Source organism: Caballeronia sp. SL1002, from assembly GCF_057814995.1.
In genome coordinates this window covers 478,335-498,551 of sequence record NZ_JBYMUW010000003.1, presented here as the reverse complement: position 1 = coordinate 498,551, position 20,217 = coordinate 478,335, and the positions used below count along the sequence as shown (strand labels likewise).

Here is a 20,217-nt window from a genome sequence, read left to right as displayed (position 1 = left end):
CTAGTGCTCTTGCACGCGCCCCGCGTAGTTATCGAACGCTGTCACGAGATGCTGCACCGCTTGTTCGAGGTCATCCGCAGGTGCTTCAAGAGGCTGAGGCCGTTGCGTCGGCTTTCCCGAAGCCAGCACTCTCAGCAATGAGGAAGTCATGTCGTCGTAGCGTTCGGCTCGCTCCCGGTCGGAAGGGTCGGGTTCTCCGCATCTAAGGATTTCGATCATCGCGGCGGCGCCGCAGACCATCCGCACCGCGAGCGTCAAGCTCTGCAAATGTTCGAGCCGCGTGGATCGTCGCTGACCCTCGAGGAGCATACGTTCTCTGGCAACTTCAAGCTGTGAACTGGCTAGCCCGGCTTCGCGCTGAAGGCGATCCAGGTTGGCGGTCGATCCGCCTTCCGTCCTGAGGACGGCCGACGCGAATGCCATATTGGCTGAAATCGCGGCTGAGATCGCAGCGTTCAGCGCGTTGCTCTCCTTGGGCGGCCAGAGCAGAAAGCTCGCCGCCACGCCCACGCATGCGCCGACGAATTCGTTGATCAGACGCGCGACCACCAGTCCCGCTGCAGGATGGATGAAATCCGACGTCAGCATGAACATCGGCGTCAGGAAAACGACGAACAGACCGTAGTTCACCAACCTCAACGCGACCGTCACTGCGGCAAGCGGCAGGATCGCCGATATCATCGCCAGAGGACCCGACAGACTCGTCAAAAGAACCGCGGCAATCGTGCCGCCGACAAGACTGCCGCATGCACGCTCAAGCACGCGCAACCACGTATTGGCGGACACCGGCTGAGTCACGACGATTGCAGCAATCGCGCCCCAGTATGCGAACGTGACGCTAAACGATGTACCGATCATAAACGCCAGCGCCGATGCAACAGCCACTCTCAGCGCGTGGAGCCAGACCAGCTTTTCAAGCTTGAACGCGCCTGCGGCAGCAGGTGCGGACGTCTCGGCGTTCGTGTCGGGCGTGTAGTGATGGTCCGTCAAACGCGCGATGGCGCTCGCCGCAAAGGCGACGGCACGTGCCGTTGGGTCCGGCCGTCCAGCCGTCTGCCGCAATAACGTGTGTGCCTGCGAGATCAGCGCGTCGGGAATGGGCAATTTTTTCTGCGCCGCTGCGGCTACGCTTTGCAGCAACTGTCGAAGGCCCGGAAGCAGTTGCCACGATACATCGTCGATAGCGACCGCCGCGTTGCGCCGGACATGTCCGATCGCGATCAGCGTCGAAAACACGCTGCCTGCAGCGTCGATCCCCGAGCCGAGACCGGGGCCGGTACGAACATCGCGCGCCGCCAATGCCCTGCCGCGCTCGATCGACATGCGCACGCCACGGCGATAAACAGTATCGAATTCGGTCCAGCCTTCGGCATCCATTCCGGGTCGCGCGTCCAGCGCCTCCAGGAAGGCGGCCATGTCCGCGAGCCTGCCGAAGATCGTCGCAAGGGTGAAGCCCGAGGACTGAGAAAACGGAACGGGCCAGAGGAAGATGCAGAACAACATGGTCCAGACTGACCCGAACAGAAAATAGCCGCCGTGAGCGAGTGCAGCTGAAAGCGGCTCGGGCGATGCAATGCCGATCACCACCGCGAGCGATGCGATCAAGCCCGCCTGCGCCGGCATGGGCCCGAGCGAGGGCTTGTAGGACCGTGTCAGCCCGCAAAGGAAGACCAGTACGAACAAGGCGACGATGCTGACGACATAGCCCCAGTGCGCGGCATAGGACGCGAGCGGCATGACGACAACGCCCATGGCCGTGAAGACGGTCATGGCCTTTAAGCGCTGTGAACTGGATCCTTGTGGATCGCAAAGACAGTTCCAGAACGCCGCCACGGCGCCGAACGCGATGTCCGGGCGACCGAGAATCGCGGCGGCAACGAGCATGGGCGCCATCGCGAGCGCCGCGCGCATTCCTTCCGCGATCCCGATGCGCTCGGGCGTGATCGCGAACACATGACCTTCCGTCCGCAAGGTGCGACGGCTTACCAGGGATACGAACTTACCGATTATCGTCATGGCACCTTCGCGGCTCACGAACGTCGATTGCGGGAGGATACGGCGAGAGTATTGCGTGCTCCGGCGGAATTCTCCGTGCGGTCGTCGAGGACGCCAATCGCACTCACCATCTGACGGTACGGCCGCGGTAATCGAGATACTCCAGGCCGAGGCCGCGCGATGCGCCGATGAGCAGGATCGAGGGTGTGTGCGCGATGTGAGGAGATGAGGGCATCAGGCTTCCTTTCTTCGTCGGTGGATGTCGTGAATTCTGGACGCGGCTTTGGATTTGCGCCAGACGCGCCTACATGACAATGATCGTACTCAACGCGCTGCTGCCCGACAGCGTCGCGCGCATTAGCTGCGGCGCACTGCCTGCTAAACTTGTTCCGGTTTCTGACGTCAGTGTCCTCGTGCAAGGCAATCATGAAGAGTAGTTCAAAAGGCGGCCTGGTCTATTCCACCGATGGCGGGCGAATGTGTCCCGAATGTAGAAACGCGCTCGCGCAATGTGTTTGCAAAGCGGCTGCCAAGGCATCGCCTGCAGGTAGCGGCGCGGTACGGGTGTCGCGTGAGACGAAAGGCCGGGGCGGCAAAAGCGTGACGACCGTCAAAGGACTGGCGCTCGATCCTCTGGCTTTGGCCGCGTTAGGCAAGCAATTGCGCACGGCCTGCGGCTCGGGCGGAACGGTGAAGGACGGCGTGATCGAAGTGCAGGGCGACCATTGCGAGCGCGTCATCGAAGCACTCAAGAAGTTCGGCCACAGCGCGAAGCGGGCTGGCGGCTGATCGCTGCGTCGCGCGTCGATGTCATGCGTTCCATGCACCGCGCGGTCATACTCGTACCTCTTATTTTCTTTCGGACGCCGCTATGTCTTCTCGCCTCACTACCGTAATCGAAAGCTGGCACGCGCATGTTTATTTCGACGCCGAGAGCCGCGCTGCGGCCCTGGCATTGCGCGAGACCATCGAGCAAAATATCGGCGCGATCATCCAGCTTGGGCGTTTCCACGAGCGGCCTGTCGGGCCTCATCCACAGTGGTCGTATCAGCTTGCTTTCGCGCCTTCCTCTTTTGCCGAGATCGTGTCGTGGCTCGTACTGAATCACGGCGCGCTCGATATTTTCGTGCATCCGAATACGGGCGATGCGTTAGTCGATCATCGCGACGCGTCGATGTGGATCGGGAAGTCGTATCCGCTGAATCTCGACGCACTCCGCCACTAAGATCGCGGATACGCGCAAGAAAAGCGGCGCGCGGACGAGCGCTTCAGATGGTGCTGAAAAGGCTGAGCAGCTCGCCGATCGGCAATGGCTTGGCGAAGTAGTGGTCGAAGCCGGCTTCCTCCGCCGAGCGCTGAAATTCGGCGGTGGAATAGCCGCTCAGCGCGATCAAGGTCAACGGCTCTTGCGCGCCGCGACGGCGCAAAGCTTGCGCGACGTCGAAGCCCGACATGTCGGGCAGGCCGATATCCACCACGCCGATCGACGCATGAAAATCCTGCGAGAGCGCAAGTGCGCTCGCGCCATCGTAGGCCACGCAGCACACGTGACCGTGCAGGTCGAGCAGCGCGGCTAATGCGTCGGCGGAATCCCGGTTGTCGTCGACGATCAGAATCCGTTGCGCATGTGCCGGCAAGTCCGGAACGGCGGGCAACGTTTCTTCTACCGTCACTTCGGCGACGGTCGGCAGGCTCACGACAAAGCGGCTGCCTAAACCTGTGCCGTCGCTGAACACTTCGACCGATCCGCCATGGTCTTTCACGAGGCGCTGCACGACGGTAAGCCCGATCCCGAGTCCTGCGTCCTGTCGGCCGATACCGCTGGCCGCCTGTGCGAAAAGCTCGAAGACGCGCGGTAGCATGGCCGCTTCGATCCCGACGCCCCGGTCCGTGATCGTCACCTTTACGGCGTCTTCGGAATGCGTGACGTGAATGGCGATGACGTCGGGCTGCGACGTGTAGCGCGCCGCGTTGTGAATGATGTTGTTGAACACCTGCTTGAGCCGCGCGACGTCCACGCGCACCGATACGGGCACGACGGGATAGGTGACTTCGACCCGATGACCACGGCGCGTCAGCTCGGCCGCCGCCATCTCTATTCCGCCCTCGATCAGCGTCTCGACGCGCGCAATCTCGGTCTGAAGCTCGACCTTGCCGCGCGTGAGCCGCGACACGTCGAGCAGATCGTTGACCATGCGCGAAAGTTGCGCCGACTGCCGTCCGATCACGGCGAACGTGCGCTCGCGCGTTTCTGCATCCGCGTCGGGGCGCTTGCCGAGTTCGAGTGAAAGCGTGATGGCGGCGAGCGGGTTGCGCAATTCATGGGCGAGCATCGCGAGGAACTCGTTCTTGCGCATGTCGGCTTCTTCGAGCGCGGCTTTCTTGTGACGCAATTCTTCGAGCGTCAGCAGCATCTCGCGGTTCTGCTGCTCGAGTTCTTCCACGGGAGTCTGCGCGCGGCGCCGGGTCAGTTGCTCCACCAGCACGCCGAGTTCGCGCATCGAAAGCCGCGCCGTGTCGCGCGGCAAAAACATTTCCAGCGTGACAGTCGTTCCAACGCCGGCTTCCGAGCGGATGAAGAAACCGTCGGCCATCCGGCGGCTGCCCGGAATTCCGACGCCCGGCGTTTCCCGCTTTTGCCCCAGGTCGCCGAGCACCTCTTCCAGATTCGCAATGCCCGGCCCTTTGTCGCTCACCTGCGCGACCACGCATTGCGTTTCCGCTGCCTCGGTCGCATCGCCGACCATGAACGTGAGCGTCCCGCCGCCCGCGAACTGCACGGCGTTGCGCGCGATTTCCGATACCGCCGTAATGAAGCGCGTGCGTTGCAGATTGTCCAGCCCGAACAGTTCGCCGACCTGCCGAGTCCGGTCGCGCAGCGCGACGAGGCTCAGATTGCTGCTGATCTGCGTGGAGAGAATTCGGTGCAGCATGTCAGCGCGCCTTCACGACGAGTACCGTCGCGTCGTCGTTGTCGCGCGCGAAATCGCGATGCAGAACTGCCGCGATCAAACTCGGATGATGCTGCATGAGGCCGGGATGACGGCTCAGGTTCCAGCGCGTCGAAAGCCCGTCCGTGCTGACGACGAGTGCGCTGTTCTGGTTCCAGCCCAATTCGCTTTCCCGCACTGTCCGCATGTTGTAGCCGACGGTGCCGTCGGTGGAAATCAGATGTTGGACCGACTCGGGCACATGCACGATCCCGACGATATTGCCGACCCCCGCGTAACGGACGCTGCCCGCTTTGCGGTCGAACATCGCCACGGCCATCACCGCGCCGCGCGTAGTCTTTAAACCGGCATGCACGCGTTTGAGCATGCTGGCCGGCGTCTCGTCCGGCTCCGCAGCGTTGAAGATATCGACGGCGAGCCGCGATGCCTCCGCCGCGAGCGGGCCGTGTCCGAGGCCGTCGAGCAGCGTAATCCACAGGTCGCCGTTCACTTCGCGCCAGCCCCACGCGTCGCCGCAAATTTCCTGACCTGCCTTCGGCGTCGTCTTGTATCCGATGCGAAGCGCCGGCCGCTCGCTCGTGGCCGGCGCCGCCGGCACGCCGCCGCCCACGCGCGCGAGCACGGCGGTGCCTTGTCCTTCGCGCGAGTAGATATCGAACTGGGTCGAGTGGCGCGCCATCGTACCGAGTCCCGCGCCGAGGCTGCCGCTGCTCGAATAGCCATCGCGTGAAGCGAGGTCCAGATTGGCGATGCCGGGGCCGTTATCGAGCGCGAGCATTTCGAGCCCGTTCACGCCGTCTTCGGAAAACGGCCGCAGGCAGATCTCGCCATGCGACGCGTATTTAAGGATGTTGGTCGCGGCCTCGCTCACAACCAGCGCCGCATTCGCACGGGCTTTCTCGGAGAATCCGAGCGACTGCGCGATAGCGGTGGCGGTGCGCCGCGCTTCCGCGACGCCGCTGGGTTCCGAGAGGGCTAACGTCGCTTCCATTGCACAATGCTCACTCGGGTCCCGCCACCGACGGAAGATGTTATTTCGAATTCGTTGACGAGCCGTTGCGCGCCGCCGAGGCCGAGCCCCATGCTTTTGGCGGTGCTGAAGCCGTCTTCGAGCGCGCGGGCGATGTCCGGGATGCCCGGCCCGCGATCCTCGAAAACCAGCTTGATGCCGGGCTTGCCGTCGCGCTCGACTTCTTCGAGCGTGACGGTGCCGCCCTTGCCGTGCACGAGCGTGTTACGCGCGAGTTCGCTCGCGGCTGTCACGAATTTGGTGCGTTCTAGCGTACCGAAAGCGAGGCGCGTCGCCCAGTCCTGGACGGTTTTGCGAGCAATGTTCACCTGCTCGGCGCTGCGGATTTCCAGGGTCGCCTGGCTCAGCGTGACGATGAACGTTCTCCCGGTTCGTCGAGCGACGCACGCAAGAGAGCCATACCCTTGTCGACGTCGAGCGCCGTGCGGATTCCCTGCAATGTCATGCCGAGTTCGACCAGCGTGATCGCAACCGCCGGGCGCATGCCGACCAGCACGGTCGTCGCGTCCATCACGCGCGCCATTGCGGCGATGTGGCCGAGCGTGCGTCCAATGAACGAATCGACGATCTCAAGCGCCGAAATGTCGATCAGCACACCGCGCGCGCGCGTGCGTTCGAGGCGCGACGTGAGGTCGTCCTGCAGGTTGAGAACCAGTTCGTCGTGGAGTTCGACCTGAATCGAGACGAGCAGGAATTCGCCGAGCTTGAGGACCGGAATCTGCTCCATGCTTAGTCGGCCGCCTTCACCACAGGAAGTTTCGCGACAGTCAGGCCGACCCGGCGCAATGCGACGCGCAGCGCTTCGGCAAGCGTCGCCTTGGTCACGACATCGCCGAGATCGACGCCCAGATGCACGATGGTCTGCGCGATCTGCGGGCGGATGCCGCTGATGATGCATTCCGCGCCCATCAGGCGTGCGGCCGCCACGGTCTTGAGCAAATGCTGGGCGACGAGCGTATCGACGGTCGGCACGCCGGTGATGTCGATAATCGCGATTGCCGCTTCGTTTTCCACGATCGAATCGAGCAGGCTTTCCATCACTACTTGCGTGCGCTCGCTGTCGAGCGTACCGATCAGCGGCAACGCGACGATCGAATCCCACAGCTTGACGACCGGCGTCGTCAGGTCGAGCAATTCCTGCTGCTGACGCTCGATGATCTGCTGGCGGCTCTTCTGATACGCCTCGAACGTGATCAGACCCAACTGATCGATAACCTGCGTGAGCTTCCAGATATCGTCGAAAAGCGTGTCGACATTCGCGCTGTCGGCATCGCGCAGCGCGCTGAAAAGCGGCTTTTTCAGCGAGAAGATGAAGGTCGCCGTTTCTTCCGGCGAATAGCCTTTCAGCACGCGTTCGCGCGACAGCGCAGTCAGATGCGCGCGCACTTCGTCCCAGGCCGCGCCGGCGAGCACGCCGTCATAGCGTTCCTTGACCGCATCCACGAACAATACGAAGAACGCTCGCGACAGTTCAGAGACATCACCTTCCGTTTGCGCGCCGCGACGGCTTACGCCCGCGATCTGGCCCGCAATCCATTCCTTCAGTATTTTTGCTTCGTTGCCGCTAAGGATGTCGGCCAGACCCGCGCGTTCGCTCAAATCGTTCTCCAATAGGCTGTGATTTCGAGATAGCTAGCGATTATAAGGGGCGGCAGGCACGAAAGTGCGTCCCGCCGCCCATAGACGCGAATAATGATCGGACGGTCGGGAATTTATGCCGCTACATTCGAGGCGGATTCGCGACATTCGCAGGCGAGCGATGGGGGATCGGCAAACTTTACTTTGATCGAAACCGGCGTCCGGGTAATGATTTACCCGGACGCAACCGGCGCAAGCGCGCGCTTCACGCAGCGGTCTTGAGGACGACCTTGGTCCAGCCGTCGTCGCGTTCGTCGAAGTGCTTATAGCCCTCCGGCGCTTGCTCGAGCGGCAGTTCGTGGGAAACGATTTGCGACGGCTTGGCTTTGCCCGCGGCAATGAGGTCGCTCAAGCGGCGGTTATAAGCCTTCACGTTTGCCTGACCCGTCGCGATTTTCTGCCCTTTCATCCATAACTGACCGAAGTCGAGCGCGAGTTGGCCCTTCTTGAAAAGCTCGTCTTCGGACTTCGGATCTTCCGCGACGAACACCCCAACCACGCCTATCCCGCCAGTAGGCCGCACGGCCTTGATCAGATTATTCATCGTGAGGTTCGGCACTTCGTGGCCCTTGCAACTGCACTGATAGCCGACGCACTCGCATCCGCGGTCCGCGCCTTCGCCGCCGGTCATTTCGAGAATCTGATCCGCCGACGTTCCATCGCTATCGTCCACGGGAATCGCGCCCATTTTCTCGGCGAGCTTAAGGCGATCCGGATGACTGTCGACCACCATGATCTTGCCCGCGCCCTTGATCTGCGCCGAGAGCGCCGCCATCAAACCCACCGGCCCCGCACCGTAGATCACCACACTTTCTCCCGGCAATACGCCTGCCAATTCGGTGGCGTGGTAGCCGGTCGGAAAAATATCCGAGAGCATCACGTAGTCGTTTTCTTTTTCTTCCGCATCCGGCGGCAAGACGAGACAGTTGAAGTCTCCAAACGGTACGCGCAGATATTCGGCCTGACCGCCGCTATAAGGGCCCATGCCGGCGAAACCGTAAGCGGCGCCCGCCATGCCCGGATTGGCCGTGAGACAGAATCCCGTTAAGCCGCGTTCGCAATTCTTGCAAAAGCCGCATCCGATATTGAACGGCAGACACACGCGATCGCCAACCTTGACGCGCTCCACGCCTTGACCGACCTCTACCACGATGCCGAGATTTTCATGGCCGAGAATCCGCCCGGTCTCCATGTTCGTGCGGCCTTCGTACATGTGCAGATCGGAGCCGCAGATATTGGTGGTGGTGATTTTCACAAGCACGTCATTCGGACGTTCGATCTTGGCGTCCGGCATTTCCTTCACGACGACCTTGCGAGGACCTTCATAAACGAGAGCTTTCATAGGGAACTCCTTAGGCGAGACGTTCGCCGATATGGCGACGGTCTTTGCGTTGCAGCAGCACGCATGCCCGGGGACGATGAAAGTGCTCAAGTTGCCGCAATCAATTAAGCGGGTCACCGCACCACATTCACCGGAATGGATTTCGCGGCCGGTACTTTGCTTTCCTTAGCGTAATGCCAGAGCGGCAGCAACGGATTGCATTCGGGGTAGTAGCCGGCGACACATCCGCTAGGTAAATCGAAAGGCACCACTTTGAGACCGTCGACCCGGCGCTCTACGCCGTCGCTGGCTGCGGTCGCGAGGCCGATTTCCTGATCGGGCGCAAGCCCTAACCGGTTCATGTCGGTCTCGTTCATCAACACGACCATCCGGCTCCCGTGAATGCCGCGAAACCGGTCATCGAGATCGTAGATTGTCGTGTTGAACTGACTGTCGCTTCGCACGGTGAAAAGACGCAACGTATTCGCGTCGATACTCGCCACATCCGGGTCTTCGAAAAGCGATTCCGGTGTCAGGAATTCAGCCTTGCCGCTCTTTGTCTCCCACTTGCGCTCGCGCGGCGGAAGCGGGCGGTGAAAGCCGCCCGGCGTCCACATGCGAGCGTTGAAATCATGAAAAATCTTCGGATAGGTCTCGGCAATTTCATCGCGAACGTGTGCGTAATCGCGCGACCAGGCGTGCCAGTCGATAGTGGATTTCGCACCGAGCGTGGCGTGAGCGATGCCCGCGATAATCGCCGCCTCCGAGCGTAGCGTAGCGGCTGCTGGCTCGGTCACGCCGCGGGAACCGTGCATGCATCCGGTGCTGTCTTCCATCGACACCGCCTGCATCTCGCCATCGCATTCATCGAATTCGATTCTGCTCAGGCACGGCAATAAATACGAAACCTCGCCATGGATCAAATGGCTTCGATTCAGCTTCGTCGCGATGTTCACGGTGAGCCGCAATTTGGCCCACGCGGGTTCGATCACCGATCGGTCCGGCACTGAGCGCACGAGATTCCCGCCGAGTTGCACGACCGCGCGCGCCCGTCCCGATACGACTGCCTCGCACGCCTCCACGGTGTTGAATCCTTTTTTACGCGGCGGCTCGAAATGGAATTGTTCCGCAAGCTTGTCGAGCGGCGCCAGTTCTGGCTTTTCCGTGATGCCAACGGTGCGTTGACCCTGAACGTTCGAATGGCCTCTGACTGGTGACGGACCCGCGCCCGGCTTGCCGATATTGCCACGGAGCAGTAACAAGTTCATCAGCATCCGCACGTTTTGCACGCCCATCCGGTGTTGCGTCAAACCCATGCCGAAATGGGCGATCGCGGCATTGGCCTTCGCATACTCCGCGGCCGCTTGCGTGAGCGCATCGCGTGAAAGCCCGCTCTCCGCCTCGATGTCCTGCCACGGCGTGCGGCGGATGAACGAGGCGAAGTCGCTGAATCCGGTCGTGTGTTCGTCGATGAACGCAACGTCCAGCACGCGTGGCTGATTGTTCGCCACGGCGAGATCGTCGCTTTCGATCAGCGCTTTGCATAGCCCAGCAATCGCAGCGGTGTCGCCGCCCGCCTTGACCTGATGATACTGCGTGCTGATTTGGGTCGAACCCGGCGTCAACATCTGCACCGGCGATTGCGGATTGACGAAGCTCACCAGACCCGGCTCGCGGATCGGATTGAAGGTGATGATCGGTACGCCGCGCTCACGCGCTTCCTGTAATTGATGAAGCATGCGCGGACTATTCGTGCCGACGTTCTGACCGAAGAAGAACATGAGATCGGTCTTCTCGAAATCGTCCAGCGTGATCGTGCCGACGCCCACGCCGATTGCCTGCGTCAGTCCGACGCTCGAACTCTCGTGGCACATATTCGAACTGTCGGGCAAGTTGTTGGTGCCGTACATCCTCGCGAAAAGCTGGTACATGTATGACGTTTCGAGCGATGCGCGGCCCGAAGTATAAAAAACTGCCGAGTCCGGCTCCATCGCGTTCAGCTCGCGCCCGATATCGGTAAAGGCTTCTTCCCAGGACACTTCGAGATAGCGATCGGAAGCGGCGTCCCAGCGCATGGGTACGGTTATGCGTCCCGCTTCTTCGAGGTCGTGATCGTGCCACGCATTCAGCGCGGCCACCGTGTGCTCGCTGAAAAATTCGGGTGTGACGCGCTTCGAGGTCAGATCCCAGGCGGTGGCTTTTGCGCCGCTCTCGCAAAACTCGAACGTGTGCGGGTCTTTTGGTTTTGCCCACGAGCAACTTACGCACATGAAGCCGTCGGGTTTGTTTTGATGCGATAGAACACGAATTTTCGATAAGCCGATGTGCTCTTTCAGCAGAACCGCCGTGAGCGCTTTAAGCGAGCCCCAGCCGCCAGAGGCGTATTTGTACGAGTCCGATTCGTTGTGCTTTGTCATGGAAATTCCTCAGGCGGTGGGCGTGGTCCACTTGCATAGCAATGGCCGTTCCCCTACGTGCCGTAAGCGATCGATAATGCACTTTGGCCCGGCCTTGCTGAACTGCGAGCGGTACGTGAATTGCTCGATCGGTGAGTCCGAACATACCGTCCCCGAGAATTGTCCATGTCCGATTCAACAAGTGTTCACCCTTTGCCATTCGATCCCGCTTTTCGAGCAAGTCCCTGACGACGAAGCCGAAACGTCCGCGAAGCTCGTCGAGGCGATGCGCAGCATCCTCGATAAAACGTCTGCGGATTACGGTCACGCCGTGCGCAGCGTCCACGCGAAAAGTCACGGCTTACTGCGAGGGGAGATCGAAGTCCTCGACGGCCTGCCCGCCGAACTTGCGCAAGGCGCATTCGCGCGCGCGGGTGTGTTGCCGGTTGCGATGCGGTTCTCGACGAACCCCGGCGACATTCTCGACGACAGCGTGTCGACCCCGCGTGGACTCGCGATCAAGATCATCGGCGTGGAAGGCGAGCGGTTGGCCGGTAGTGAAGGCGACGTGACTCAGGACTTCGTGATGATCAATGCGCCTGCGTTCACGGCGGCAACGCCCAAGGCGTTTCTGTCGAATCTCAAGCTGCTGGCGAAAACGACGGACAAGGCGCCGGACGCTAAGAAAGTACTGTCGAAAGTATTGCGCGGCGTGGAGGCGGCAGTTGAGGTAGTCGGTGGAGAGAGCGGAACGCTCAAGAGCCTGGGCGGACATCCCGAGACCCATATTCTCGGCGAGACGTTTTATACCGCGGTGCCCGTGCTATGGGGACCTTATTTCGCCAAGCTCTCGGTTGCTCCGCGCTCGCCCGAACTTGTCGCGTTGAAAGACGCACCGCTGGATGTCAATGACAAGCCCAACGGACTGCGCGATGCAGTCAATGAGTTCTTCACGAGCCAGAGCGCCGAGTGGGAGGTACGCGTGCAACTCGCCACGGATATCGGCCTGATGCCGGTCGAGGATGCCTCGAAAATCTGGTCGGAGGACGACAGTCCCTACGTGACCGTGGCGTACCTTCGTGCATCGGCGCAACCCGCGTGGACGGACGAGCGATCGGCGGTTGTCGACGATGGCCTGGCGTTCAGTCCCTGGCACGGATTGCAGGCGCATCGGCCGATTGGCGGCGTGATGCGCGCACGTAAGCCCTCTTATGAAATGTCGTCAGGATTTCGAGGGCAGTTTAACGGGTGCCCGATGCATGAGCCGCGCGCACCTTTAGACCTTCCAGAATAGAAATTTCTCGTCGTGTTGCTTGGGCGACCGCTCGCGCGGGAAGAGCGGTCGCGCCAACGTCCGATCACCCTAACCGGTGGCGCCGATCAACTCGCCGACTTTCTTCAAGAGCGTAGTCATCGGGAACGGCTTCGTCAGCAAATGCATGCCCGGTCCGAGTGTTTTCTCGCCGGTCGCGGCGCTCTCGGCGTAGCCGGTAATCAAGAGAACGTGAAGGCCGGTCCGTAGCGCCTGGGCAGCATCGGCAAGCTGACGGCCATTCATGCCGCCGGGCATGCCGACGTCGGTGATCATCATATCGATCGCCATGTTCGACTGCAGCAGTTTCATCGCGTTCGGCCCGTCGGAAGCCTCGATCGTCGTATAGCCTTTGTCTTCCAGCACCTCCGTGATCAACATCCGGAGGGCCGCTTCGTCCTCCACCACGAGAACCACGCCGCTCGCCGGGAGCGGTGCGTCCGGAGTCTGTTGCACTTCGGTGGATGGCTCGACATCAACTCGAGACCGCGGCAGATAAATGGATACGGTGGAACCGCGGCCGACTTCCGTCTCGATGCTTACGTGGCCGCCCGACTGTCGCGCGAATCCGTAAATCATCGACAAACCGAGACCGGTTCCTTGCCCGATCGGCTTCGTCGTGAAGAACGGATCGAACGCGCGCGCCGCGATTTCAGGCGTCATGCCCGTGCCGGTATCGGACACGGACACCGCGATGTAATCGCCGCTATCCAGTTCGAATTCCTCGGCGGTCCGCGCATCCAGATGGACGTTGCTCATGTCGACGACGATCTCCCCGCCATCGGGCATCGCATCGCGCGCGTTGATGCACAGGTTGACGATCGCGTTCTCGAGTTGGTGCCGGTCGATCATCGTGGTCCAAAGATCCGTCGCCGACTTAACGACGAGTTCGCGTTCGGGCCCAATGGTGCGTCGAACCAGCTCTTGAAGATCATCGACAAGAAATGCCACGTCGGTCGCGGTCGGGTCGAGCGTCTGCCGTCTGGAGAACGCGAGCAGTCGGTGCGTGAGCGCGGCGGCGCGCTTGACCGCACCCTGCGCGGCGCCGATAAAACGCTCCATGTCGGTCAGACGTCCTTGATCGAGACGCACACCGAGCAACTCCAGATTGCCCGCGATAGCCGCCAGAAGATTATTGAAATCGTGAGCCAAGCCGCCGGTAAGATGACCGACGGCTTCCATCTTCTGGCTTTGCCGAAGTTGCGCTTCCATGCGCTTGAGCACGTCCGCTTTTTCTTTCTCCTCCGTGACGTCGCGGCCAACCGCATTGATGATGTCCTGCGACGGTCGAGTAGACCACTCGATCCATCGGTAGCCGCCGCTCTTCGTGCGATAACGGTTCTCGAAGCGGCGTAGCGGAACACCCTCTGCCGAGCTTACTGCGCCCGCGCGAGTGATTGCCAGATCGTCGGGATGAATGAGGTCGAACAGGCTGGAGCCCAGCATCTCCGTTTCCGACCACCCGAGGGTTGCGGTCCACGCAGGATTGATCGCGACGATTTCCCCGGACACCACGCATCGCAGCATGATGTCGGTGGAAAGCTCCCAAAGCTGGTTCCGGTCCGTCGTGCGGGCGGCCACCTCGTGTTCGAGTCTCGATGCCAACTCTCGCAGAGCGAGTTCGGCCCGGCGACGGTCGGACACATCGTTAAACAGCACGGCGACGCGGTGAAGCTCAGGGCGGTCGATCGGCAGCGCCTGAACCTCATACCAGCGCTCGAGGGCGCCGGCCGCGTTCTCGAACCGGACAGGTGTGCGTGAACGTGCCACTTCGCCGTAAATATCGAACCAATGTTGCTCATGGGTCGGCGCGAGGTCGCGAATCCATTTGCCTTTTGCATCGGCCAACCCTGTTTGGCGAATGAAGGCGTCGTTTATTTCGACGAACCTGTAGTCGACGGGTCGACCGCCATCCTCATAGCGCATTTCGATCACGCAAAATCCCGCGTCCAGCGCATCGAACAAAGTTCGATAGCGCTCTTCGCTTTCCGCGAGCTTAAGACCTGCCATGTGCTGCTCGGTGCGGTCACGCAGGATCTTGACGAAACCGACAACTTTGCCCTCGGCGTCTAGCGCAGGCGTCAGTTCTCCAGACGCCCAGAAACGCGAGCCGTCGGATTTGAGATGCCAGCGTTCATCGCTCGTGCGTCCGTCGAAACGCGCCAAATGCATCTCCTCGGCCGGGCGACCACGCTTGCGGTCCTCGAGTGTAAAAAACATCTCAATCGAGCGGCCTATCGCTGTTTCGGCCGGCCAGCCGAGGACACGTTCCGAACCCTTGCTCCATTCGACGATGACACCGTCGAGATCGGTCCCGATGACCGCGAAATCGGTAGCCCGACTGGTTGCGGCTTCGAGGTGACGCTCATCGACAGCCGGCTTCTGTTCGAGCTGCGCTCTTACATACGCCAGTTCGCGCTCGAGTTCGCGCGCTTTTCGTTCGAGATCGTGTTCGTTTCGAGAAGGGGTCATTGTGGGGAAGTCATTAGGCTGAATGTGAGCGTTTGCACATCCGGTCCCGGCAATGGCGGGCGCAAATTTCGTTCCTTTCACTTGTTCTTACAGGCAATTTTTGCTGCTTGCGGTTCGTCTTCGCGGAACGCTTAGTGCATGCGGCATAGTGATTGCTGAACTGTCCTTTAAGCAGGCGGCGACGCCTGTGCCATTTTTAGTCCGAACAAGGAGGGACGGATCATGATCAAGGTTACTAGCGCATTAGTCGCGGCTGTCGCCGCACTTACACTGTCGGGCGGCGCGTATGCACAAGCTGCTGGAGGTTCGAGCGGCGGCAGTTCGTCGGGGAGCACGGCTAGCCCGGCGAATCAAGTGAACGGCGCAACAGGCGGCTACGGCATGCCGAGTACGAGTAACTCGGCAAGCGGTATGAACGGGCGTGCAGCGCCGAACTCCGGCTTGCCAAGCGGCACTAACGGCGACTCGACCGCCGGGCCCGCGCCGAAGACGAACAACACGCTTGCCACGCCTAGCGTAGTGTCTCCCGCGGCCGGTCAATAACGGTCGCAAGTTTGAATAGAGAAGCGAACGGGCGTCGAGCTTAAGGCGCTCGCGTTAAGCCGGGAAGTATGTGTCTTAGCATCCCGGCTTAACGATCATCAAACCGATCATCTAACGCTCTTAAGCCAGCCGTCGCAATGTCTCACACCGACGTTCGTTCACGCGAAACGTGTTCCGGCGATTGGGCCGTTGCTTTAGACGCTTCTGCAAATTCGAGTCTGTTGCCACCCTGCGACTTAGCGCTGTACAGCGCCCGGTCGGCTGTTGCGAGCGACTCGGCGAGGGTAAGTCCCGGGCGCTCGCAATGCGCCATCCCTGCGCTGACTGTCGCCTTTATTTCGACCCCAGCCATCGTGCGTGAAATCGTTTGCCCGAAGCGCCGGATCACGGCCTCGCCGATCGCTTTCGCGTGGATACCCTCGTAGCCCGGCAGTACGGCCGCGAACTCTTCGCCGCCGATGCGGGCGAGAATGGCTTCCGGCCCGAGCACGCTGCGGGCGGTTTGCGCGAATGACCTCAGCACTTCGTCACCGGCATCATGGCCGTGTCGATCGTTAATTCTTTTGAAGTGATCGAGGTCGAATGCGAACACCGAAGCGGGCCGCGCTGCGTCGCAGTGGCGAAGCGCTTGCGTGCCTTCCTGAAAAAATTGCCTGCGATTGCCTAGACCCGTCAAGTAATCCGTGGTCGATTCGCGTAAAAGCTGACCATGCGATTCATCGCGGAAAAGACGCAGTAAGGTCATCGGCAAGACGACCGAGTACAAGACTCCTTCATACATCGTAATCTTGCTGGTCAGTGATTGAACGCCGGGACCCAGCGCCGACACCAGCCAGGGCAGGAGACAGGCGCGCGCGGCATAGAACAGCGCGTGCGCGCCCGAAACGATGACCGCTATATAGCGCGACTGACCCGATGGCACGCCGCTACCGAACAGTAATTCGCGAGCTGTCAATCCGCACGCGAGCGCGATGGGAATCGCGCTCACGTGGATCCACATCGCCTCGGGCCATCGCGTGCCGACGACCGCCCACGTGAGCGCGAGCAGAACGAGTATCGCCGCCGCGCATCCGCGATATCGCCGCCCGTTCAGGTGCGCGACACCTAGCAAGATGCACAGATACCCGGACACGATGACAATGTTACTGACGGCCGACCCGATCACGCCCGGTACGGAAAAACGAAAAGACGCGGCAGCGCAGCCCGCTGCGAGCGTGGCATAGCCCGCCGCGAGAATTGTGAGTTCCTTGCTGCGTTTCGGGTGCATTCGCCGCTCCCACAACGTCATTGCACAACTGGCTAGCAGTGTCCCGATCGCGAGGAGGTAGAGAGTAATGAGGTCGACGTGCATGCTTTCGCTTGCCTATTTCGTCACTGAATGACGTATTTCCATACGACTCGTTTACGGCTCATAAGCCGGGTTCTTGAGGAGAAGGCGGATTTTACGGCGATTAGGGCGAGAGCGAACGGGCTGCCCTGAATCTTCACTCGTAGGTCAGGATTTCTTACAGGATGTTCCTGTGTGTTTTGCGAGCGGCGGGCGCCAGATTTTTTGCGTCGGCGCGCGGCTGACGGCGGTATGACCTGTAAGCGATGCCAAATGCGGCCACCGCTTTCCCCGTTTTATCTTCGATGATGTGTATTCTCTCGAAGTTACCTTACCGGGGGAGCGCCCGTGCAGTATCCACTGCTTTTGGGATTCGTCATCGTCGCTTTGGATGTATTCGTGTGGCGCCTGCGGCTCCCCGCGAACGAGCTGGCTCGTCTATTCATACGACTGACGCTTTTCTCCGCGCTGAGCGCGATACTCTTCTCGTCCGGCTTAAGCCCTTTCACGCAGGCGGCGCATGAAGACGTGCCCGAACTGCACTGGCTGGGACAGGTACTCGAAATAATCTGGTGGTTAATGGGCGCACGGTTACTCACGCTGTCGCTCGATACCCTGCTGCTGCCTAGCGCGTGGCGCAGGCAGCGCCTGTTTTCCGATGTATTCGGTGCCGTCGTTTTTCTGGCCGCGATTGTGGCGGCTCTCGGCTTCGTTCTCGAATTGCCCGTGCGAGGTCTGGTCGCCACATCCGGCGCGCTCGCGATCGTGCTGGGGCTTGCGATTCAGAGCACGCTCAGCGATGTGTTCGCGGGCATCGTGCTCAACACGACCGAGCCGTACTCGGTCGGCGACTGGGTCGTGATCGACGATGTCGAAGGCAAGGTGGTCGAAATGAACTGGCGCGCCACGCATCTGCTGACGGGGCAGGGCAATACGCTTATCGTGCCGAACGCCGTTGCAGCGAAGGCGAAGATATCCAACAACAGTCGCCCGGAGAGCGTCCACGGCCTGTCGCTCATGCTCGAGATCGATCCGGAGGCGCGGCCGAAAACAGTGCTCGACGCGTTGACCCGCGCGCTGACCGGTTGCAACGCAATCCTCGACAAACCCGCGCCCTACGCTCACATGAAGCGCACGACGCTGAACTCCGTGCAATATGAGATCGTCGCGTTCGTCGACGACATGAGCAAAAAGCTGGCGGTTTCCAACGAGCTCTTCGATCTTTGCTACCGGCATCTCGCCGCCTCGGACGTCACGCTGCGCGCACTGGGCGTCGCCCCACCTGCCGCGACCGCCTATGACCCGAAGGAAGCGCTCCTCAGGCGGGTGAACCTTTTCGAGAGCCTCACGGGCGACGAATTGATGCGCCTCGCCAAGCATCTATCCCGGCACGAATATCAGGCGGACCAGCAGATTCTGGCGCCGGAGACGGTGCCTGACAGTCTTTCCATCGTTCACTCCGGGGTACTTTCCGTAAGATTCAACGAGCCCTCGGGTAACCGGGAGATCGCCCGAGTCGGGCCTGGCGAAGCGTTCGGTGAAGCAGGAATCCTGGCGGGACTCGCGATGCACGTGTCTATTTCGACACTCACGCCTTCGGTGCTCTATCAATTGAGCAAAGACGACATGACGTCTTTTCTGAAGGACCATCCCGAGGTCGCCGAGCAGATGTGTCAGCTATTGGCGTACCGGCAAAGCGTGCTCGGGAGACTGACGACGCCGATCCCCGCCGAGCAGGAGAAAGGGCATTCGGTTTTCCAGTGGCTATTCGACAAGGTTCGCGACCTGCACTCACTGCGCAGCGACACTTGAGTCAGTTGGCCGGCGCGCTGCTCTTTAAAGGCGCGACCGCTTCCAAAAGCCGCATATGATCTGCGATCGCGCGGTTATCGTTTGCTCGGTATCGCGGCGATGCAGTCGATTTCGATATCGAAGTGTCCGGGCCACGCCGGCACGTTGACGAAAATTCTCGCGGGCGGATTCGGCCCGAAAAAGCGCCCGTAGATCGCGTTGACGATTGGAAACATCTCGACCGATGTGCAGTAGACGTTGCACTTGAGCACCTGATCGATCGACGAACCTCCCGTCTCGACGCACAGCCGCAACTGCTCCAGCACCCGCTCGGTTTGAAGTTCGATCGGCGCGTCCATGATGTCGCCGGTAAGGGGATCGAATGGCGGAAAACCGGACACGTAGAGGGTGTCGCCATGACGGGTCGCGGCGGATGTCGGTGCGTTCCAGCGTTCGAGCCAACTCGAAAGCGGTTCGACACGAACGATTTCTCGGCTCATGATGTTCTCTTCGTTCATGCCCTGAAGGTCTTGCCGAGCTCATGCTCGGCCAGCCGGAAATAATGGCGAAAGTTGTAGACGAGCGGCGACCACTTTTCGGCGTCGATATGGTTCCCGTTTTTGATGAACGCTTCGCTTGCGTGTACGCGAATGATCTCGACTTCGGCTGCTACGCCACCGCCCAGTTCCTGAAGCTTCGTGCCGCTCATCGTATGGATACCCGAAACGCGAGCTTCCAGATGAATGGGGCACTCGGTCACGCGAAACGGCTTGACCAATTCGCTTTCGAGTTGGCTAAGGCCGGCTTCTTCGAATTTGCACTTCTCGTAGCGAAACTGCTTTGCCTTGATTTCCGGCACCGGATTTTTGCCGGTCAGCGGCGCAAGGTTCTCGACCTGACGCCACATATCGGGCGAAGGTATGTTGATCACGCATTCGGCGTGACGCGCCAGATTCTCGGCGGTCTTGGTCTCGTCGAGCAGGCCGAGCATGATGGTCCAGCCGAGCGCCCAGAACGAAGACATCGGCGCGAGGTTTGTCGTGCCGTCTTCGTTGAGCGAGCTGATCAATGCGACTGGCGTTCCGAAGTAAAGTATCTTCGGTTCGATGGTGCGAAACGGTCCTTGTGCCATTTGATTGTTCCTCCGGAAAACGTTGGAAATAAACGGGCAGGTTTGATGCGCCGGGCGCATCGCGATGGCCTCCGTTAGCGTCTATTCTCAACGCGCAGGGCGTTCCGATGTTTCAGGAACACGTGAAACGTGCATGCACGCGGCGCTCGCTGTTCGCATCCAAAAGACTTCATCACGCTGTTCCGACTCGCGCGAGCAATTTTCAAGCCGCTCGCGTTTCGTCGCGCCGACACGCGCTTAGCTGCAACGCGGCACACGAATTGCTAAACGCAGACGTTTTGCCGCGGCACATTTTTCGGTCTTCCACGG

The 20,217-nt window shown here is 60.7% G+C and carries 18 protein-coding genes; 6 read left to right on the top strand and 12 right to left on the bottom strand.

Going from position 1 to position 20,217, the window contains the following annotated elements; genetic code table 11:
- On the bottom strand, positions 1–2,016 hold the full coding sequence (locus AC3D25_RS19660) for an FUSC family protein (protein WP_488890125.1): 2,016 nt from the start codon (positions 2,014–2,016) through the stop codon (positions 1–3).
- A 287-nt stretch (positions 2,017–2,303) separates the two neighbouring features.
- On the opposite strand from AC3D25_RS19660, the gene AC3D25_RS19655 reads away from it, so the two are divergent.
- The 3 genes from AC3D25_RS19655 to AC3D25_RS19645 all read left to right on the top strand — a co-directional run bounded on the left by AC3D25_RS19655 (position 2,304) and on the right by AC3D25_RS19645 (position 3,220).
- The gene (locus tag AC3D25_RS19655) at positions 2,304–2,432 is read left to right on the top strand and encodes a hypothetical protein (protein WP_488890124.1); all 129 of its coding nucleotides are present in this window, start codon (positions 2,304–2,306) and stop codon (positions 2,430–2,432) included.
- On the top strand, positions 2,422–2,784 hold the full coding sequence (locus AC3D25_RS19650) for a translation initiation factor Sui1 (protein WP_488890123.1): 363 nt from the start codon (positions 2,422–2,424) through the stop codon (positions 2,782–2,784). The genes AC3D25_RS19655 and AC3D25_RS19650 overlap by 11 nt, the downstream gene beginning before the upstream one ends.
- Positions 2,785–2,866: 82 nt before the next feature.
- Entirely contained in the window at positions 2,867–3,220 is a 354-nt protein-coding gene (locus AC3D25_RS19645) for a DOPA 4,5-dioxygenase family protein (RefSeq protein ID WP_488890122.1), read from the top strand.
- A gap of 43 nt (positions 3,221–3,263) precedes the next feature.
- Here AC3D25_RS19645 and AC3D25_RS19640 read toward each other — a convergent pair whose 3' ends face one another.
- From AC3D25_RS19640 to AC3D25_RS19610, 7 genes are all read right to left on the bottom strand, one after another.
- The gene (locus AC3D25_RS19640; RefSeq protein ID WP_488890121.1) at positions 3,264–4,928 is read right to left on the bottom strand and encodes an ATP-binding response regulator; all 1,665 of its coding nucleotides are present in this window, start codon (positions 4,926–4,928) and stop codon (positions 3,264–3,266) included.
- Between the two features lies 1 nt (position 4,929).
- On the bottom strand, positions 4,930–5,937 hold the full coding sequence (locus AC3D25_RS19635) for a SpoIIE family protein phosphatase (protein WP_488890120.1): 1,008 nt from the start codon (positions 5,935–5,937) through the stop codon (positions 4,930–4,932).
- Positions 5,922–6,284 (bottom strand): anti-sigma regulatory factor, encoded by a 363-nt coding sequence (locus tag AC3D25_RS19630; RefSeq protein ID WP_488890119.1) that lies wholly within the window; start codon positions 6,282–6,284, stop codon positions 5,922–5,924. Before AC3D25_RS19630 ends, AC3D25_RS19635 begins: the two co-directional genes overlap by 16 nt.
- 35 nt (positions 6,285–6,319) lie before the next feature.
- Positions 6,320–6,703 (bottom strand): STAS domain-containing protein, encoded by a 384-nt coding sequence (locus AC3D25_RS19625; RefSeq protein WP_488890118.1) that lies wholly within the window; start codon positions 6,701–6,703, stop codon positions 6,320–6,322.
- Positions 6,704–6,705: 2 nt separating this feature from the next.
- A complete protein-coding gene (locus tag AC3D25_RS19620; RefSeq protein ID WP_488890117.1) occupies positions 6,706–7,575 on the bottom strand; it encodes an STAS domain-containing protein in 870 nt (289 codons plus the stop codon).
- A 244-nt stretch (positions 7,576–7,819) separates the two neighbouring features.
- Positions 7,820–8,956: a glutathione-independent formaldehyde dehydrogenase gene (locus tag AC3D25_RS19615; RefSeq protein ID WP_488890116.1), complete on the bottom strand. Its 1,137-nt coding sequence runs from the start codon at positions 8,954–8,956 to the stop codon at positions 7,820–7,822.
- A 113-nt stretch (positions 8,957–9,069) separates the two neighbouring features.
- Positions 9,070–11,352 carry an FdhF/YdeP family oxidoreductase gene (locus AC3D25_RS19610; protein ID WP_488890115.1) on the bottom strand — a complete coding sequence of 761 codons (2,283 nt, stop codon included), beginning with the start codon at positions 11,350–11,352 and terminating at the stop codon, positions 9,070–9,072.
- 181 nt (positions 11,353–11,533) lie between these two features.
- On the opposite strand from AC3D25_RS19610, the gene AC3D25_RS19605 reads away from it, so the two are divergent.
- Positions 11,534–12,625, top strand: a complete 1,092-nt coding sequence (locus AC3D25_RS19605) for a catalase family protein (protein WP_488890114.1) — start codon at positions 11,534–11,536, stop codon at positions 12,623–12,625.
- Between the two features lie 69 nt (positions 12,626–12,694).
- Here the strand turns inward: AC3D25_RS19605 and AC3D25_RS19600 are convergent, their stop codons facing one another.
- Positions 12,695–15,115 (bottom strand): PAS domain S-box protein, encoded by a 2,421-nt coding sequence (locus AC3D25_RS19600; protein WP_488890113.1) that lies wholly within the window; start codon positions 15,113–15,115, stop codon positions 12,695–12,697.
- Positions 15,116–15,337: 222 nt separating this feature from the next.
- Between AC3D25_RS19600 and AC3D25_RS19595 the strand changes: the two genes are divergently transcribed.
- On the top strand, positions 15,338–15,658 hold the full coding sequence (locus AC3D25_RS19595) for a hypothetical protein (protein WP_488890112.1): 321 nt from the start codon (positions 15,338–15,340) through the stop codon (positions 15,656–15,658).
- Between the two features lie 142 nt (positions 15,659–15,800).
- Here AC3D25_RS19595 and AC3D25_RS19590 read toward each other — a convergent pair whose 3' ends face one another.
- A complete protein-coding gene (locus tag AC3D25_RS19590) occupies positions 15,801–17,009 on the bottom strand; it encodes a GGDEF domain-containing protein (RefSeq protein ID WP_488890111.1) in 1,209 nt (402 codons plus the stop codon).
- 336 nt (positions 17,010–17,345) lie between these two features.
- On the opposite strand from AC3D25_RS19590, the gene AC3D25_RS19585 reads away from it, so the two are divergent.
- The gene (locus AC3D25_RS19585; protein ID WP_488890476.1) at positions 17,346–18,797 is read left to right on the top strand and encodes a mechanosensitive ion channel domain-containing protein; all 1,452 of its coding nucleotides are present in this window, start codon (positions 17,346–17,348) and stop codon (positions 18,795–18,797) included.
- Positions 18,798–18,871: 74 nt separating this feature from the next.
- On the opposite strand, the gene AC3D25_RS19580 is transcribed toward AC3D25_RS19585, so the two are convergent.
- Complete coding sequence (locus AC3D25_RS19580) at positions 18,872–19,276, bottom strand: RidA family protein (RefSeq protein ID WP_488890110.1); 405 nt, start codon at positions 19,274–19,276, stop codon at positions 18,872–18,874.
- Between the two features lie 14 nt (positions 19,277–19,290).
- Positions 19,291–19,908 (bottom strand): flavin reductase family protein, encoded by a 618-nt coding sequence (locus AC3D25_RS19575; protein WP_488890109.1) that lies wholly within the window; start codon positions 19,906–19,908, stop codon positions 19,291–19,293.
- Positions 19,909–20,217: the final 309 nt, after the last annotated feature.